Here is a 16833-nt window from a genome sequence, read left to right as displayed (position 1 = left end):
GGTTATACTTGTGAGCCAGTTTTTTTATATCCATCCTGACAATCCACAATCCCGCTTAATTGGGCAGAGTGTAGATGTGTTAAAAAAGGGTGGAGTTGTCATTTATCCTACTGATTCAGGCTACGCTATTGGGTGCTGCCTTGAAAACAAGGATGCCATGACACGCATATGCCGTATTCGCCAATTGGATGGACGCCACAATTTTACCCTGATGTGCCGTGATCTTTCTGAAATTGCGACTTATGCGCATGTGGATAATCAGGCATTCAGATTGATAAAAAATAATACGCCCGGTAATTACACCTTTATTTTACAGGCGACGAAAGACGTTCCCCGTCGTTTGATGAACGAAAAGCGTAAAACCATCGGCCTGCGTGTCCCTTCCAATCCTATTGCTTTGGCATTACTGGAAGGAATGAGAGAGCCACTGATGTCATGTAGCTTGATTTTACCCGGAAATGATTTTGCGGAATCTGATCCAGAAGAGATTAAGGATGTGCTGGGTAAACAGGTTGATTTAATTATTCACGGTGGTTATCTTGGGCAGCAACCGACGACGGTAATTGATTTGACCGGAGATTTTCCGGAGGTTCTGCGCGAAGGTGAAGGGGATGTAACACCTTTTCTATAGGGTGAATGATTCACATTTTTATTTTATGACACGACGCCTGTGAAGGCGACAACAGAGGTTGCTCAATGAGCGATAAAACGCAAAAAACAGAAAGAACGGAAAAGTTACAAAAAATTCTCGCACGTGCTGGTCATGGTTCTCGCCGCGAAATTGAGGGCTATATCCAAGAGGGGCGGATTAGCATCGATGGCAAGACCGCAACGTTGGGTGATCGAATCGAAGTCAAACCTTCCATAAAAATTCGCCTTGATGGGCGTATCTTAAATATAAAAGAGCCACAAAAAACGATTTGTCGCGTTCTGGCCTATTATAAGCCTGAAGGTGAGCTGTGTACTCGACATGATCCTGAAGGGCGTCCAACAGTGTTTGATCGCCTGCCCAAAATGCAGGATGCTCGCTGGATTGCCGTAGGGCGTCTGGACATCAATACTTGCGGACTGCTGCTGTTTACGACGGATGGAGAACTGGCAAACCGCCTGATGCATCCAAGCTGTGAAGTTGAGCGTGAATATGCTGTTCGTGTTTTCGGTGAAGTAGACAATGCGAAACTTCGTCAATTGACACAAGGCGTTCAGTTGGAAGACGGGCCTGCCTCCTTCAAAACTATCTCATTCAAGGGTGGTGAAGGTATCAACCAGTGGTATAACGTGACACTGACGGAAGGTCGTAACCGTGAAGTCAGGCGTTTGTGGGAAGCTGTTGGCGTACAAGTTAGCCGCTTGATCCGTGTCCGTTATGGTGATATCGATCTACCGAAAGGTTTACCACGTGGTGGATGGACAGAACTGGGGCTGGAGCAGACTAACTATTTACGTCAGTTGGTTGATTTAAATGAAGAAACCATGTCCAAAGTTGCGGTTGAGCGTGACCAACGCCGTATTAAGGCCAATCAGATCCGCCGGGCAGTAAAACGGCATTCTCAGGTCGGCTCCTCCCGTCCAGCGGGGAAACGCCCTGCAAGTAGCTCTCGTCAGAATACGGGAAGAAAAGCGGCACCTAAAGGCCGTTAATGTTTTAGGGTCGCTGTTTCAGTGTTATATCAAGGCTGAAACAGCGGCTTTTTATCTATCTTACTAATCAATCTTACCAATCAACCCCTTTCTGAGCTTTGATTCCCGCATCAAACGCATGTTTTACTGGGCGCATTTCCGTAATGGTATCTGCAAGTTCAAGTAATTCACGATGGCAGCCCCGTCCGGTAATAATGACAGACTGATGGATAGGACGTTGTTTGAGTGCGGTAAGTACATCGGTTAGGTCAAGATATTTGTAACTGACCATATAGGTCAGCTCATCCAAAACGACAAGCTGCAATGAGGGGTCGGATAACATCGTCAGGGCATGTTGCCATACAGCTTGGCAGGCTGCGATGTCAGTTTCACGGTTTTGCGTCTCCCACGTGAACCCTGTCGCCATGATATGAAACTCAACACCCTGTTGTGCCAGCAGGTTCCTTTCGCCGCTTTCCCATGTTCCCTTGATAAATTGAATAACGCCGGCACGCTGACCATGGCCGATTGCACGAGTGACTGTGCCAAACGCAGCGGTTGTTTTCCCTTTACCATTTCCGGTGAATACTATGACGATACCCCGTTCCTGTTGAGCAGCTTCAATGCGGGCATCGACTTTCTCTTTCAGGCGCTGTTGCCTTTTCTTGTACTGTCCGTTATCCGTTGGCATTATTTGGCAGGCCCCGCTTTACGACCCGGCTGAGCATCAAAGCTGATACCTGAATCACTCAGGCTGTCATCACCCATCAGATAGAGATAGACCGGCATGATCTCGGCAGGGATTTTTAATTTGGTCGCATTTTCATCAGGAAATGCACTCGCACGCATACCGGTGCGTGTACCTCCAGGATTAATGCAGTTAATACGCAAGGCAGTTTCCTGATACTCCTGCGCTAGAACCTGCATTAGACCTTCTGTTGCAAATTTGGAAACAGCATATGCACCCCAACCACTTCTTCCTTCACGGCCCACACTGGAACTGGTAAATACCAGAGAGCCATTGGGGGATTTCAATAACAGGGGAATTAACACCTGAGTCAGCATGAAAGTCGCGTTGACATTCACTTGTATGACTTCATGCCAAAGCTGAACAGGCTGTTCTATGACAGGTGCGACAACACCCAGTAGACCTGCATTGTGCAATACCCCATCCAGACGGGGATAATGCTGGGTGAGTTCATCTGCAAAGGCCTGACATTCTTCGGCTGTCACGGTCAAAAGATCCATTGTGTAAATGGTAATCGGTAAACCGCCATTGTTTTCGATTTGTTGTTTGACCGCTTCCAGTTTTGCTGTTGTGCGCCCCAGCAGAATAACCTGCGCACCGTGGCGAGCATAAGTTAGTGCTGCTTCACGACCAATGCCGTCTCCGGCACCGGTGACTAAAATGATTTTCTGTTGCAGCAGATCATGATTGGGTTGGTAATCTAACATCTGACTATCTTCCTGTGGTTTTTAGGAACCTGTTTTTTAAAGCGATTACTTAAGGCGTATGGCATCTGCCATTTTAGGCTGACACATGAAGTCTGTCATCAGAACAAAACTTAATGCCCCCGTCAAATTTGCTCAATATAGACAGAAAAAAACAGAGCTCTGATGAGATAGGATGCAAGTAAACTGTTAGAGCACAGCCTCCGGTTTTTAGTTAGAATGAAGAATATTGTTCATCATAATTGAAGATAAGGTGGATCTGTGGAGTATTTGTCTCTATACGGGCTGTTCTTGGCCAAAGTGGTTACTGTGGTATTAGCAGTCGTCGTTCTGGCAGTATTTTGTATCGGATTGGGTGTACGTAAAACCATGCATAAAGGGGAGTTGCGTCTGACCAATCTGGGTGAATCATACAGGGAAAAACAGCGCCAGATGCAGCAGGCTCGGATGAGTGACGCAGAGCAGAAAATTTGGCAGAAGGCGTTAAAAAAACAGCAGAAAAATGATGCCAAGCAGAAAAAGGCAGAGGCTAAAGCGAGTCAGAAAGGTTTACAGAAATCGAACCTTTATGTTCTGGATTTTAAAGGCAGTATGGATGCCCATGAAGTTGATTCTCTCCGTGAAGAGATCAGCGCCATACTCGCTGTGGCAAATAGCAAAGATGAAGTGTTACTGCGTTTAGAAAGTCCCGGTGGTATGGTACATGGTTATGGGCTTGCTGCATCTCAGTTGGCTCGTTTACGGCAGAAAGGAATACGTCTGACGATTGCCGTAGATAAAGTTGCCGCAAGTGGTGGTTACATGATGGCTTGTGTGGCAGATCGCATTATTGCTGCCCCTTTTGCGATTATTGGTTCTATCGGTGTTGTGGCCCAACTCCCGAATATCCACCGATTGCTCAAGAAAAATGATATTGATGTAGAATTACATACTGCCGGGGAATACAAGCGTACTCTGACTGTTCTGGGAGAAAATACTGAGCAGGGACGGCAGAAATTTCAGGAAGATTTGAACGAAACTCATAAATTATTTAAATCATTTATTTATCAGCATCGTCCATCTCTGGATGTGGAAAAAGTAGCCACTGGCGAATATTGGTATGGTACGCAGGCAAAAGAAAATGGGCTAATTGATGATGTGGGTGTCAGTGATGATTTCTTGATTGAACAGATCGAACACTGTGAAGTCATCGGGGTCAGTTATTCTCGTCGTAAACGTGTGATAGAGCGTTTCATGGGTAGCGCAATGGAGAATGTTGATAAATTGTTCATGCGCTGGTGGCAAAGGGGCGAAAAGCCACTGTTCTGATAATTTAGGTATCAGCTATAACAGATATAAAACAATAAAGGGTAATAAGGTGGAAGGTGACGGTTTGGATATCCCTTATTACCCACACAATAATTGATGATCTATCAGGGATTACACCATCAAATTTTTAGTCTGCTAAATGATACTTTTCGGATAATATATGTGCTAAATGTTTAAACATATTAAACACAGCGGTACTTTTCGTGGTAGGCAGATTATAGCTATCCAAAAAATATTCTCCCTTAAAAACGAGCACTTCGCCTTTCTGTTCTACATCATCTGCATACATTCCCTGAATAAAATCGTCGTGTTTCCTAATGATTTTATTTGCTTTTTCCAGTAACTGTTTACGCTTAATGGGTAATGTTTCAGTTTGCATCGATTATGCTCCTCCAAAAAATAAGTTGTTGCGCATCGTTTTTTATCAGGTAGAGTGTGGGCTTTTCGTCATGCAGATGGAAGATTTTGTTTACAACTGTTAAATCATACAATTGCATGGCATGTGCTGGTATATAAAATACCTTAAATATTTCAAAGGTTTTTGCGCTTGAGCAAAGTACAAGATAAAAATTAGTTGATATCTTGCAAATCTATCGCAATATAAAAAGAGAATTTATTTTATATATCGCAACATAACGCCGTGATTTCCGCCATCTGAAAAGAAGATAATTAGGTAAAGGTAACTATGGGTAAAGCTCTTGTTATAGTGGAGTCCCCGGCAAAAGCCAAAACAATCAATAAATATCTGGGGAATGACTACGTTGTAAAATCCAGTGTAGGTCATATCCGTGATTTGCCGACCAGTGGAGCAGCGAGTCAAAAGAGTTCGAACTCATCAACCGATAAGAATAAAAAGAAAAAGGATGAGAAGACAGCGCTGGTTAACCGAATGGGAGTTGATCCCTATCACGGTTGGGAAGCGGATTACCAAATTTTGCCTGGTAAGGAAAAAGTTGTCGCAGAACTGAAAACGCTTGCTGAGAAAGCCGATCATATCTATCTCGCAACGGACCTTGACCGCGAAGGGGAAGCCATTGCATGGCACCTACGAGAGGTTATTGGTGGAGAAGAGGCTCGTTTCAGTCGGGTTGTATTCAATGAGATCACCAAAAATGCCATCACTCAGGCTTTTGACAATCCTGGTGAACTGAATATCGACCGTGTAAATGCACAGCAGGCGCGCCGTTTTATGGATCGCGTCGTGGGTTATATGGTTTCACCGCTATTGTGGAAGAAAGTCGCCAGAGGGCTGTCTGCCGGGCGCGTTCAATCCGTAGCGGTTCGCCTTATCGTTGAGCGGGAGCGTGAAATCAAGGTCTTTGTGCCAGAAGAATACTGGCAATTGCACGCGGACTTAATGGCTAAAGGAGACATTGCGCTCCAAATGGAAGTCACCCATGAAGGGGGAAAACCATTCAAGCCCGTTAACGCACAGCAAACACAGGCTGCGGTATCCTTGCTTGAAAAAGCCAGATACAAAGTTCTTGATCGTGAAGACCGCCCGACGTCCAGTAAACCGGGCGCGCCATTCATTACTTCAACACTGCAACAGGCTGCCAGTACGCGGCTTGGGTTCGGTGTCAAGAAAACGATGATGATGGCACAGCGGTTATATGAAGCAGGACATATCACGTACATGCGTACCGACTCTATCAATTTGAGTCAGGATGCACTGGACATGGTTCGCGGTTATATCAATGATCACTTTGGTGACAAATATTTGCCAAAAACAGCCAATATCTACAGCAGTAAGGAGAATTCGCAGGAGGCTCATGAAGCTATCCGGCCTTCTAATGTAGATGTCATGGCGGAAGAACTGAAAGATATGGAAGCCGATGCACAAAAACTGTATCAGCTTATCTGGCGCCAGTTCGTTGCCTGTCAGATGATGCCAGCGAAATACGATTCCACTACGCTGACAGTTCAGGCGGGGAATTTTGAACTCCGTGCCAAAGGTCGTACATTGCGTTTCGATGGTTGGACGAAAGTGATGCCAGCATTGCGCAAGGGGGATGAAGACCATACTTTACCAGTGGTTGAAGTTGGCACTGAACTTGACTTGCAACAGTTGAGCCCAAGCCAGCATTTCACGAAACCACCGGCACGTTTCAGTGAAGCATCTCTGGTCAGGGAGTTGGAAAAGCGTGGCATTGGTCGCCCATCAACCTATGCGTCAATTATTTCAACTATTCAGGATCGTGGTTATGTGCGGGGTGAAAACCGTCGATTCTATGCGGAAAAAATGGGTGAAATCGTTAATGATCGTTTAGAAGAGAACTTCAACGAATTAATGAGCTATGACTTTACCGCAAGAATGGAAGACCAGCTCGATCACGTCGCTAATAACGAAGCTAACTGGAAAGGGGTACTGGACGAGTTTTTTACCAATTTCAGTGAACAGCTTGATGTTGCTAGCAAAGATCCTGATGAAGGCGGTATGCGTCCGAATCCAATGGTGATCACTTCTATTGATTGTCCGACGTGTAGTCGCCCAATGGGTATTCGCACGGCGACAACGGGGGTATTTCTTGGCTGCTCTGGCTATGTGCTATCACCGAAAGAGCGTTGCAAGCAAACCATCAATTTGATCCCGGAAAACGAAATCCTGAACATTCTGGAAGGGGATGATGCGGAAACTAATGCACTGCGTGCCCGCCATCGCTGTAAAGAATGCGGTACAGCAATGGATAGCTACCTGATTGATAACCAACGTAAATTACATGTTTGTGGTAATAATCCTGCATGTGATGGTTATGAAGTGGAAGAGGGCGAATTCCGAATCAAAGGTTATGATGGCCCAATCGTTGAGTGTGATAAATGTGGTTCAGAAATGCACTTAAAAATGGGTCGTTTCGGTAAATACATGGGATGCACAAGCGAAGAGTGCAAAAACACCCGTAAGATCCTCCGGAGCGGGGAAGTTGCCCCACCGAAAGAAGATCCAGTTCCATTGCCTGAATTGCCATGTGAAAAATCGGATGCCTATTTTGTTCTGCGCGATGGTGCTGCTGGTGTATTTCTTGCAGCCAACACGTTCCCTAAATCGCGTGAAACACGAGCACCGCTGGTTGAGGAACTTGTCAAGTTCAAGGATCGCTTGCCAGAGAAGTTATGCTATTTGGCTAAGGCTCCTGTTGCTGACCCTGAAGGTCATAAAACAGTAGTGCGTTTTAGTCGCAAGACGAAGCAGCAATATGTCTCTTCGGAGAAAAATGGTAAGGCGACCGGGTGGGCCGCATTTTTTGTTGATGGTGCTTGGGTAACAAAAGAAAAGTAATGATTTTAGTGATGGGTTAGTATGTCAGTTCATTGAAATATATTCAGATAGATATTTCTTTTTTTACTAAAAACATAATTTTTCTTTCTAAAAAGCCAGTCAATTAGGACTGGCTTTTTTTGTTTTTATATAGAATTAAAACATAATATTTCTGCAATAAATGTACGATAATCGTTATCATCCCCAATTATTTGTTATATAAATATACAGCAGGTGATATAGTAGTTATATACCTATAAATATATATTCTGTATAGTTATAAGAAAATAACCATTAGCAATATAGAACATGTGTAGACTACAAAACATTCGTACATTTTATTATTAGGGACAGTGCTGATATGAAACTACAGCAATTACGTTATATTGTAGAGGTGGTTAACCATAACCTGAATGTATCTTCTACGGCAGAAGGATTGTACACCTCTCAACCCGGGATCAGCAAACAAGTCAGAATGCTTGAAGATGAATTGGGTATCCAAATATTTGCTCGCAGTGGCAAACATCTGACACATGTCACACCGGCCGGTGAAGAAGTTATCCGTATTTCACGTGAAGTACTGTCAAAAATTGATTCAATCCGTTCCGTAGCCAGTGAACATACTTATCCGGATCGTGGGTCTCTGTATATTGCAACTACACACACCCAAGCAAGATATGCCTTGCCTCCTGTTATCAAAGGTTTTATTGAGCGCTATCCCAATGTTTCCCTTCATATGCATCAAGGTTCACCCACTCAAATTGCGGAAGAAGTATGTAAGGGAAACAGCGATTTTGCGATAGCAACCGAAGCACTTCATCTCTATAGCGATCTTATTATGTTGCCTTGTTATCATTGGAACCGCTCTGTAGTGGTTACGAAAGATCATCCTCTGGCAGCCAGGCAAAACGTAACGATTGAGGAATTGGCGGAATACCCGATTGTGACATACACCTTTGGCTTTACGGGGCGTTCTGAGTTGGATGTTGCTTTTGACCAGGCTGGTCTTAAACCTAAGATAGTATTCACAGCGACAGATGCTGATGTAATTAAGACTTATGTTCGGTTAGGGTTAGGAGTCGGCGTGATTGCCAGCATGGCGATAGAACCTGTTCAGGACAGTGATTTAGTGCGCATTGATATGCGTGATAAATTCAGTTATAGCACGACAAAGATTGGTTTCCGTCGCAGTAGTTTCCTGCGTAGTTATATGTATGATTTTATCTGGCGTTTTGCTCCGCATTTAACACGAGATGTGGTTGATAAAGCTATCGCGTTGCGATCTAATGAAGAAATTGAAGAGATGTTCAAGGACATCGAATTACCGATAGCATAAAGAATCTATAATGAAAAAATCAGAGGAAGGCAGCTGATGTTATCTTCCTCTATTTTTTGTTGATTTTGTCATCTAGAGTTGGTTTAAAAATAATAACTGATGCAAAAAAATCAGGAATACGGGATTGGGTTTAGCTGTTTCTGTCGCAATTAAAGGATATAAGTTTAGTTTGATAATGTGGTAGCCATCAGTTAATACTGATGGCTTCTTTATTTAAAAATTAATAATACAGTGTTGAGACATGAATAAAAGAGCAGGTTGCACAGGGTATTGTCAGATACACGAATCTTTTTTATGATAATAATCACTTTTGTAACAATCAGATAAGTAATTTTAGCTGTGCCTTAAATTACACTTTAAATTCACCGTTGAAAAAATTATTAGAATTCTCTATTGATGATTTTTTGTTATTACGAATAAATAGATCAAAGGATGCCTTAATTTCGGGATCTTCCAATGCCTGATAATCAAATAATGAAACACAGGAAGAGTAAGTGAATTCGACATTGATATTTTCATTGGAAGCACAATTTGAAGCAATTTCTGAATTGCTTCTGTCAAAATTCACTTTGTACAGTTTCATTTTGGGAATATAAATCACTTGATCTTCAGCTCCAACAGCTTCAATGACACTGGTCAAAGTCAGAGTAGAGTAATGATCGTTATTCTTCTTCAACCCAAGCCTAATGGCATCTCCTTGTTTTTGCAGGAACTGAGAAAAGCTTTTCATGCTGGAAGAGTTTGTATTCAAAACAATATCCATGATAAGTTGCAGCAAGTTCGTTGCGATTGAAAATCCTTTCATTACATGGCTGTAGGTTTGGCTTTCTATATTCCTGACGCTCATTAACGGCAGTTTCTCTATGATATCGCCCCAAAATTGCACGTCAGTTCTATATTGTTGGCCATGGGTATTAGCATATTTGATGATATAATCAGTCGCAATTGAGGAAAGAGAAATCTGTGTTTTCTTTATTTCATTTAACCGTTGTATCACGCTGGATTTGTCATTGATTTGTGAAGTAATGACAAATTGGACAAGTCCATCCATATCACTGAATTGGTGGTTTGACAGGGAAAAGTTATCCTCAATTCCATTGGAAAAAAATTGTTCAGCCTGCGCTATATGGTTTAAATAGTGTTGACGGTTTTTGTCGACTTTTATATCCATAATTCACCCTCCAGTATTTAAGTAATGATATTCAGTACCGCATGTGTGCTTTAGCTATGAATAAAACACATGTGCTTTCGGGATGTCATCACTAAAATTTGTCAATAAATAAGGGTTTACAGCCGGTTAGCAAAATGTGTGGTAACTGAATAACAAATGTTCGCTAGTATGTTATGTTTAATGGTGTAGCTGACCATAATAAGAAAGGAGGAGTTATGTCGTTTAAATTGAAAACGGACTGTGCATCAACACTCTCCATTGGCAGTAAAACATATCATTATTACAGTTTATCTCTGTTATCTGAACAATTGGGTGAGATAGCCCGTTTGCCTAAGTCCATGAAAGTCCTGCTTGAAAATCTCCTGCGCAATATTGATGGCGATTCTGTTGTGGAAGAGGATTTGAAGGCATTGGTGGAATGGCAGAAAAACGGTCATGCAGACAGGGAAATCGCTTATCGTCCCGCCCGTGTGTTAATGCAGGATTTTACCGGCGTTCCGGCTGTCGTGGATCTTGCAGCCATGCGGGAAGCGGTTCTGCGGCTTGGCGGTAATGTTGAACAAGTTAATCCTTTGTCTCCCGTTGATCTTGTGATTGACCACTCAGTCATGGTAGACAAATTCGGTACAGAGCAGGCGTTTGAAGAAAACGTTCAGATTGAGATGGAACGTAACTATGAACGTTATCTATTTTTACGTTGGGGGCAAAAAGCCTTTAATCGCTTCCGCGTTGTGCCTCCCGGAACAGGAATTTGCCATCAGGTTAACCTTGAATATCTTGGTAAATCGGTTTGGTATGAAAACCAGAATGGCAAGGATTTTGCCTATCCTGATACGTTGGTGGGGACGGATTCTCATACAACCATGATTAACGGACTCGGTGTATTAGGTTGGGGCGTTGGGGGAATTGAAGCCGAAGCTGCGATGTTGGGGCAGCCTGTCTCCATGCTGATCCCGGATGTCGTTGGTTTTAAACTGGCCGGGAAATTGCGGGAAGGGATCACGGCAACCGACCTTGTCCTGACGGTGACGCAGATGCTGCGCAAGCATGGCGTGGTTGGCAAGTTTGTCGAATTCTATGGTGATGGGCTGTCTGATTTGCCATTGGCAGATAGAGCAACTATTGCCAATATGTCGCCTGAATATGGCGCAACCTGCGGTTTCTTCCCTGTTGATGATATTACACTGGGCTATTTGCGCTTAACTGGACGCAATGAAGATGAAATTGCCTTAGTTGAAGCCTACTGTAAGAAGCAGGGATTATGGCGTAACGCAGGGGATGAACCCATTTTCACCAACAACCTTGAGCTGGATATGTCCACGGTTGAAGTGAGCTTGGCAGGACCGAAACGCCCTCAGGATAGAGTAGCACTTGGCGATGTACCACATGCATTCCAAGCTGCCATGGAACTGGACATCCATAAAATACAGGAGCATCGGGCGGACACGATAGTCACTCTTGATAATCAGACTTTTGCACTGCAAGATGGCGCTGTAGTTATTGCTGCCATCACTTCCTGTACAAATACATCTAATCCTAGTGTCTTGATGACAGCAGGTTTACTTGCCAAAAAAGCGATTGAAAAAGGTTTGCAACGTCAACCGTGGGTTAAAACCTCGCTGGCACCCGGCTCCAAGGTAGTAACGGATTACCTTGAACTGGCAGGGCTCATGCCATATCTGGAAAAACTGGGTTTCAATCTAGTGGGATATGGTTGTACCACTTGTATCGGTAACTCAGGCCCATTGCCAGAGCCGATTGAAGTAGTGATTAAGCAATCTGATCTGATGGTTGGCGCGGTGCTTTCCGGTAACCGGAATTTTGAAGGACGCATTCATCCTCTGGTGAAAACTAACTGGCTGGCATCTCCGCCACTGGTGGTTGCCTATGCACTTTCTGGTAATATGAAAAAAGATCTCACTAGGGAGCCATTAGGGCAAGATCAACAAGGTCATGATATCTATCTGCAAGATATCTGGCCGGATAGTCAAGAAGTCGCTGAAGCTGTTGGTAAAGTCAGGACAGAGATGTTCCACAAAGAATACAATGCCGTTTTTGATGGTGATGAAAATTGGCAATCGTTGGAAGTGGAAAGGTCAGAAACTTATTCTTGGCAGCAGGATTCAACCTATATTCGCCTTCCCCCTTTTTTCAGCGATATGACGATTGAGCCCAAGCCGATAACTGATATCCATCAAGCCAATATACTTGCGATCTTGGGGGATTCAGTCACAACGGATCATATTTCTCCGGCGGGAAACATAAAAGCTGACAGCCCAGCAGGACGATACTTGCAGGAACATGGCGTTTCGCCGAAAGATTTTAACTCTTACGGTTCAAGGCGTGGCAATCATGAAGTTATGATGCGTGGGACGTTTGCCAATATCCGTATCCGCAACGAAATGATGCCTGGTGTGGAAGGAGGATACACTCGCCATATTCCATCTCAAGCTCAGTTGGCGATTTATGACGCGGCCATGCTTTATCAGGAAGACAAGACACCGCTGGCCATTATTGCAGGTAAAGAATATGGTTCCGGTTCAAGCCGTGATTGGGCAGCGAAAGGAACTAGGCTGCTGGGAGCGAGGGTCGTGATTGCGGAATCTTTCGAACGTATCCACCGTTCTAATCTGATTGGAATGGGTGTATTACCACTGGAATTCCCACAAGGTGTCAGCCGTAAGACGCTAAACCTGACTGGTGATGAACGAATCGATATTGTAGGATTGGGGCATATCGAGCCAGGGCAGACCATTGCGGTAAAAATCAATTATGTCAATGGAAAAGAAACTGTCATTGATGCCCGTTGTCGCATCGATACCAATACGGAACTGGCGTATTTTTATAATGACGGCATTTTGCACTATGTGATCCGTAATATGCTGAAATAATAGTAGCCGTATAATTCATCTTCAGGAATATGAACATTTAGAAAAAAACTGCGCCTACACCGACGCAGTTTTTATTTTTTTGTAGGGATAAACAGAGAAATTTCAGTTTGATTTGGATAGTAGATGTCCCATCCGGCTGGCTTTGGTATCCAGATAATAAGCGTTTTTAGGATTACGCCCCACGACCAGTGGTACACGCTCGACGATATTAATGCCTGCTTCTACCATGATTTCAACTTTTTTAGGATTATTTGTTAGAAGACGGATTGCATTAATACCCAGCAATTTATACATATCTGAGCATAGAGTGAAATCTCGTTCATCAGCAGCAAAGCCTAGTTGATGGTTGGCTTCTACGGTATCAACGCCTTTATCCTGTAATGCGTAGGCGCGAATTTTATTCAGCAGACCAATATTTCGGCCTTCCTGTCGATGATACAGTAGAACACCTTTACCTTCCTTGCTGATTTGTGAAAAAGCAGCTTCCAACTGAAAACCGCAGTCACATCTCAGGCTGAATAAAGCATCCCCCGTGAGACATTCTGAATGGATCCGTGATAAAACAGGCTCATCACCGGAAATATCACCGAAAACAAGCGCAACATGGTCACGACCTGTTTTAATTTCTTCAAACCCAATCATCAGAAATTCGCCCCATGGCGTAGGCAGTTTCGCTTCAGCTACTCGTTTTAGCTGTATTTTAGTATTCATATGTTGATTTAGCCCGTTATAAATATTGCGATACTTAGAACAATACCAGTTTAGAAATCAGCTAAAACTACGTAAAAAATTTTTTCTGATTACAGCGTATATACGCTAACGGATTATAACAGAAATAATACACCTGTCCGTATATAAAATCATCAGATGAACGGATGAAGAGAATGTTAACACGCTAAACTATAAACAGATTTTTGCAGATATACACAGGCACATAGGATGTCGCTATTTGAGTCAAAATGGGTGCATTTATCAGCAAATAAATAGAATAATGTCACAAAAAAGAGCAAATCAACATTTGTTGAAATAAATTGCTTCCTTTGCGAGGACGAGAAATGTTAATTTAACGAGCCACTATGTCTGTTATTTGGCATAATCAATTAGCAACAATCGATAACAGGAAAGAATGTGAAATATTTTCTAATTTTATTACTGGCACTGGTTGTTTTTGTCATCTCAGTGACTCTGGGAGCAAATAATGATCAGGTAGTGACATTTAATTATCTGATTGCCAAAGGTGATTACTCGATATCCACACTGCTGTCTGTATTGTTTGCTATCGGTTTTATGCTTGGCTGGGGTATCTGTGGGGGTTTTTACCTGCGCGTATGTGTATCATTGCGACGTGCGAAACGTAAAATTAAGCGTCTGGAAGCCCAATTGGAACAGCCTGCTGAGTCATCCGTAAAAACTGCATCGCCTGTAGTATTAACCAAGGAATAATTCCCCATGTTAGAGCTGTTGTTTCTGTTGCTTCCTATTGCCGCTGCTTATGGCTGGTATATGGGGCGCAGAAGTGCTCAACAAGATAAACAGCAATCTGCTGACCGACTCTCACGTGGATATGTTGATGGTGTTAATTTTTTACTTTCCAATCAGCAAGATAAAGCGGTCGATTTATTCCTTAATATGCTAAAAGAAGATAGTTCAGCGTTTGAGGCACATTTAACGCTGGGAAATCTATTCCGTTCCCGTGGTGAAGTTGAAAGAGCTATCCGCATTCACCAGTCACTTATGGAAAGTGCATCTCTGACATTTGAACAGCGTTTGCTTGCCATCCAACAGCTTGGGCGTGACTATATGGCTGCTGGTGTGTATGACCGGGCAGAAAACATGTTCATTCAATTGGTTGATGAAGCTGATTTCCGTGAGAATGCTTTTAACTCCTTATTAACCATCTATCAGTCAACCAGTGACTGGAACAAAGCTATCGATGTTTCTGAGAAGCTGGTCAAACTAGGTAAACACCATTTTCGGGAAGAAATAGCCCATTTTTACTGTGAGTTGGCACTACAATGCATGGGCAGTGATGATTCTACTGAAGCAGTAGGGCATCTCAACAAGGCGGCTCAGGCGGACAAAAACTGTGCCCGTGTGTCAATTATGTTCGGCCGTATTTATATAGCGCAAAAGGAATATACCAAAGCGGCGGAGCTGCTGAAACGTATTCTCGAACAAGACAAACAACTGGTCAGTGAATCTTTGCCCATGCTGGAAGAATGTTACCAGAACTTGTCTCAACCGGAAGAATGGGAGGCTTTTGTTCAGTGTTGCGTGGAAGAAAAATGTGGTGCCATTGCAGAACTTTACCTGGCTGATATTATCGAGAAAAAAGAAGGCCGTGATATCGCCCAAAATTATATTAACCGCCAGTTAGAACGCCATCCAACTATGCGGCTGTTTTATCGCTTGATGGACTACCATTTGGCAGACGCAGAAGAAGGGCGTGCCAAAGAGAGCTTGCTCCTTCTGCGCAATATGGTGGGTGAGCAGATCCGCACTAAACCCGACTATCGATGCCATAAATGTGGTTTCACTTCCCGCTCACTTTATTGGCATTGTCCATCATGCCGTTCATGGGACACTATCAAACCAATCCGGGGTCTGGATGGACAGTGACAGTGTCACTATTATGAGCGGCTATATCTGCGTGTTTTCATTAATACATGTTTCATTACGGACATGTTTACTTTTCATTAGTAAATTAAAGGCTGAAAAATGACATCCCACACAGCTCAAACTTTAGGTAAGCAGATTAATTCACCTGTTATTGTCGCATTGGATTATGACAATCAGGACGCGGCGTTAGCATTTGTTGACAAGATTGATCCGCAGTCCTGCCGTCTTAAAGTGGGTAAAGAGATGTTTACGCTGAATGGCCCGCAATTTATTCAGGTATTGCATCAGCGTGGCTTCGAGGTGTTTTTGGATCTCAAATTTCACGATATTCCTAATACAACGGCAAGAGCGGTAGCAGCAGCGGCTGAATTGGGTGTTTGGATGGTGAATGTTCATGCCAGTGGTGGTGCGAGAATGATGACCGCCGCCAAAGAGGCTTTGTTGCCATATGGTAAAGATGCACCTTTGTTGATCGCAGTGACAGTTTTAACCAGTATGGAACAATCCGATCTGCTGGGCGTTGGTATTGATGTGACACCAGCACAGCACGCAGAGCGTTTGGCGACATTGACAAAACAATGTGGTTTGGATGGTGTGGTATGTTCTGCTCATGAAGCACAGCAATTGAAAGCAGTCTGCGGACAGGAATTCCAACTGGTTACGCCAGGCATTCGCCCTGAAGGCGTAGAGGCTGGAGATCAGCGCCGCATCATGACACCTCCTCAGGCAGTTCAGGTTGGTGTGGATTATATGGTGATCGGGCGTCCGATTACCCGGGCAGAAAATCCAGCATTGGCATTACAGCAGATTAATCACTCTATTGGGATCGTTCATGGATAATAATTCTCGCTTGGTTTATTCGACGGATATCGGTCGGGTCCAAGAGGAAAAAGTTGAGCTTTCTCGCCCTAAAGGCGATGGTATCGTGCGTATCCAACGCCAGACCAGTGGGCGTAAAGGTAAGGGTGTTTGTATAATCACTGGCATTGATGCTGATGACCAAACGCTTGCCAAGCTGGCCGCAGAATTGAAGAAAAAATGTGGCTGTGGTGGCTCAGTTAAAGAAGGTGAAATCGAAATTCAGGGCGATAAGCGTGATTTGTTGAAGCAGCTGCTGGAAGCGAAGGGCATGACAGTCAAACTGGCTGGTGGTTGATTAGTTTCTGTCTTTTAACAGGCT

Annotated in this window: 15 protein-coding genes; 10 read left to right on the top strand and 5 right to left on the bottom strand. The window is 43.6% G+C overall.

Annotated elements, in window-relative coordinates:
* Window positions 1–10: 10 nt before the first annotated feature.
* Both NXS07_RS06590 and rluB read left to right on the top strand, forming a co-directional pair.
* On the top strand, window positions 11–631 hold the full coding sequence (locus tag NXS07_RS06590) for an L-threonylcarbamoyladenylate synthase (protein WP_038197573.1): 621 nt from the start codon (window positions 11–13) through the stop codon (window positions 629–631).
* 65 nt (window positions 632–696) lie between these two features.
* On the top strand, window positions 697–1641 hold the full coding sequence (rluB, locus tag NXS07_RS06585; protein ID WP_046336663.1) for a 23S rRNA pseudouridine(2605) synthase RluB: 945 nt from the start codon (window positions 697–699) through the stop codon (window positions 1639–1641).
* 73 nt (window positions 1642–1714) lie between these two features.
* Here rluB and cobO read toward each other — a convergent pair whose 3' ends face one another.
* On the bottom strand, window positions 1715–2311 hold the full coding sequence (gene cobO / locus NXS07_RS06580) for a cob(I)yrinic acid a,c-diamide adenosyltransferase (RefSeq protein ID WP_038197571.1): 597 nt from the start codon (window positions 2309–2311) through the stop codon (window positions 1715–1717).
* Window positions 2311–3075, bottom strand: coding sequence for a YciK family oxidoreductase (locus NXS07_RS06575; RefSeq protein ID WP_038224850.1), 765 nt, complete (start codon window positions 3073–3075; stop codon window positions 2311–2313). The genes cobO and NXS07_RS06575 overlap by 1 nt, the downstream gene beginning before the upstream one ends.
* 258 nt (window positions 3076–3333) lie before the next feature.
* On the opposite strand from NXS07_RS06575, the gene sohB reads away from it, so the two are divergent.
* On the top strand, window positions 3334–4380 hold the full coding sequence (gene sohB / locus NXS07_RS06570; RefSeq protein ID WP_038224848.1) for a protease SohB: 1047 nt from the start codon (window positions 3334–3336) through the stop codon (window positions 4378–4380).
* Window positions 4381–4507: 127 nt separating this feature from the next.
* On the opposite strand, the gene NXS07_RS06565 is transcribed toward sohB, so the two are convergent.
* Complete coding sequence (locus NXS07_RS06565) at window positions 4508–4759, bottom strand: YciN family protein (protein WP_038197568.1); 252 nt, start codon at window positions 4757–4759, stop codon at window positions 4508–4510.
* Window positions 4760–5065: 306 nt separating this feature from the next.
* Between NXS07_RS06565 and topA the strand changes: the two genes are divergently transcribed.
* Together topA and cysB are read left to right on the top strand one after the other, a co-directional pair.
* Window positions 5066–7657, top strand: a complete 2592-nt coding sequence (gene topA, locus NXS07_RS06560; RefSeq protein WP_258086406.1) for a type I DNA topoisomerase — start codon at window positions 5066–5068, stop codon at window positions 7655–7657.
* Between the two features lie 340 nt (window positions 7658–7997).
* On the top strand, window positions 7998–8972 hold the full coding sequence (gene cysB / locus NXS07_RS06555) for an HTH-type transcriptional regulator CysB (protein WP_038197566.1): 975 nt from the start codon (window positions 7998–8000) through the stop codon (window positions 8970–8972).
* 349 nt (window positions 8973–9321) lie between these two features.
* Here the strand turns inward: cysB and NXS07_RS06550 are convergent, their stop codons facing one another.
* Window positions 9322–10143: an Evf family palmitoylated virulence factor gene (locus NXS07_RS06550; protein WP_258086405.1), complete on the bottom strand. Its 822-nt coding sequence runs from the start codon at window positions 10141–10143 to the stop codon at window positions 9322–9324.
* A 215-nt stretch (window positions 10144–10358) separates the two neighbouring features.
* Here NXS07_RS06550 and acnA point away from each other — a divergent pair, with 215 nt between their 5' ends.
* Window positions 10359–13034: an aconitate hydratase AcnA gene (acnA, locus tag NXS07_RS06545; RefSeq protein WP_258086404.1), complete on the top strand. Its 2676-nt coding sequence runs from the start codon at window positions 10359–10361 to the stop codon at window positions 13032–13034.
* Window positions 13035–13136: 102 nt separating this feature from the next.
* On the opposite strand, the gene ribA is transcribed toward acnA, so the two are convergent.
* Window positions 13137–13745 carry a GTP cyclohydrolase II gene (gene ribA / locus NXS07_RS06540; protein WP_038192090.1) on the bottom strand — a complete coding sequence of 203 codons (609 nt, stop codon included), beginning with the start codon at window positions 13743–13745 and terminating at the stop codon, window positions 13137–13139.
* A 417-nt stretch (window positions 13746–14162) separates the two neighbouring features.
* Between ribA and NXS07_RS06535 the strand changes: the two genes are divergently transcribed.
* The 4 genes from NXS07_RS06535 (at window position 14163) to yciH (ending at window position 16809) form a co-directional block, all read left to right on the top strand.
* Window positions 14163–14477, top strand: a complete 315-nt coding sequence (locus NXS07_RS06535) for a LapA family protein (RefSeq protein WP_038183236.1) — start codon at window positions 14163–14165, stop codon at window positions 14475–14477.
* Between the two features lie 6 nt (window positions 14478–14483).
* Window positions 14484–15653 (top strand): lipopolysaccharide assembly protein LapB, encoded by a 1170-nt coding sequence (gene lapB, locus NXS07_RS06530; RefSeq protein WP_258086403.1) that lies wholly within the window; start codon window positions 14484–14486, stop codon window positions 15651–15653.
* A gap of 99 nt (window positions 15654–15752) precedes the next feature.
* Window positions 15753–16493, top strand: coding sequence for an orotidine-5'-phosphate decarboxylase (gene pyrF / locus NXS07_RS06525; protein ID WP_258086402.1), 741 nt, complete (start codon window positions 15753–15755; stop codon window positions 16491–16493).
* Entirely contained in the window at window positions 16486–16809 is a 324-nt protein-coding gene (gene yciH, locus NXS07_RS06520) for a stress response translation initiation inhibitor YciH (protein WP_038208572.1), read from the top strand. Before pyrF ends, yciH begins: the two co-directional genes overlap by 8 nt.
* Window positions 16810–16833 lie beyond the last annotated feature (24 nt).

The sequence above is a fragment of the Xenorhabdus bovienii genome, from assembly GCF_024721015.1.
Classification (GTDB): domain Bacteria; phylum Pseudomonadota; class Gammaproteobacteria; order Enterobacterales; family Enterobacteriaceae; genus Xenorhabdus; species Xenorhabdus bovienii.
The sequence above is the reverse complement of the archived record's forward strand: the minus strand, read 5'-3'. Positions and strand labels throughout refer to the sequence as shown.

Coding starts and splice junctions, on each gene's coding strand:
- rluB (WP_046336663.1), top strand. CDS start 697: ATGAGCGATAAAACGCAAAAAACAGAAAGAACGGAAAAGTTACAAAAA.
- lapB (WP_258086403.1), top strand. CDS start 14,484: ATGTTAGAGCTGTTGTTTCTGTTGCTTCCTATTGCCGCTGCTTATGGC.
- pyrF (WP_258086402.1), top strand. CDS start 15,753: ATGACATCCCACACAGCTCAAACTTTAGGTAAGCAGATTAATTCACCT.
- cobO (WP_038197571.1), bottom strand. CDS start 2,311: ATGCCAACGGATAACGGACAGTACAAGAAAAGGCAACAGCGCCTGAAA.
- NXS07_RS06550 (WP_258086405.1), bottom strand. CDS start 10,143: ATGGATATAAAAGTCGACAAAAACCGTCAACACTATTTAAACCATATA.
- NXS07_RS06575 (WP_038224850.1), bottom strand. CDS start 3,075: ATGTTAGATTACCAACCCAATCATGATCTGCTGCAACAGAAAATCATT.
- ribA (WP_038192090.1), bottom strand. CDS start 13,745: ATGAATACTAAAATACAGCTAAAACGAGTAGCTGAAGCGAAACTGCCT.
- yciH (WP_038208572.1), top strand. CDS start 16,486: ATGGATAATAATTCTCGCTTGGTTTATTCGACGGATATCGGTCGGGTC.
- topA (WP_258086406.1), top strand. CDS start 5,066: ATGGGTAAAGCTCTTGTTATAGTGGAGTCCCCGGCAAAAGCCAAAACA.
- NXS07_RS06565 (WP_038197568.1), bottom strand. CDS start 4,759: ATGCAAACTGAAACATTACCCATTAAGCGTAAACAGTTACTGGAAAAA.
- cysB (WP_038197566.1), top strand. CDS start 7,998: ATGAAACTACAGCAATTACGTTATATTGTAGAGGTGGTTAACCATAAC.
- acnA (WP_258086404.1), top strand. CDS start 10,359: ATGTCGTTTAAATTGAAAACGGACTGTGCATCAACACTCTCCATTGGC.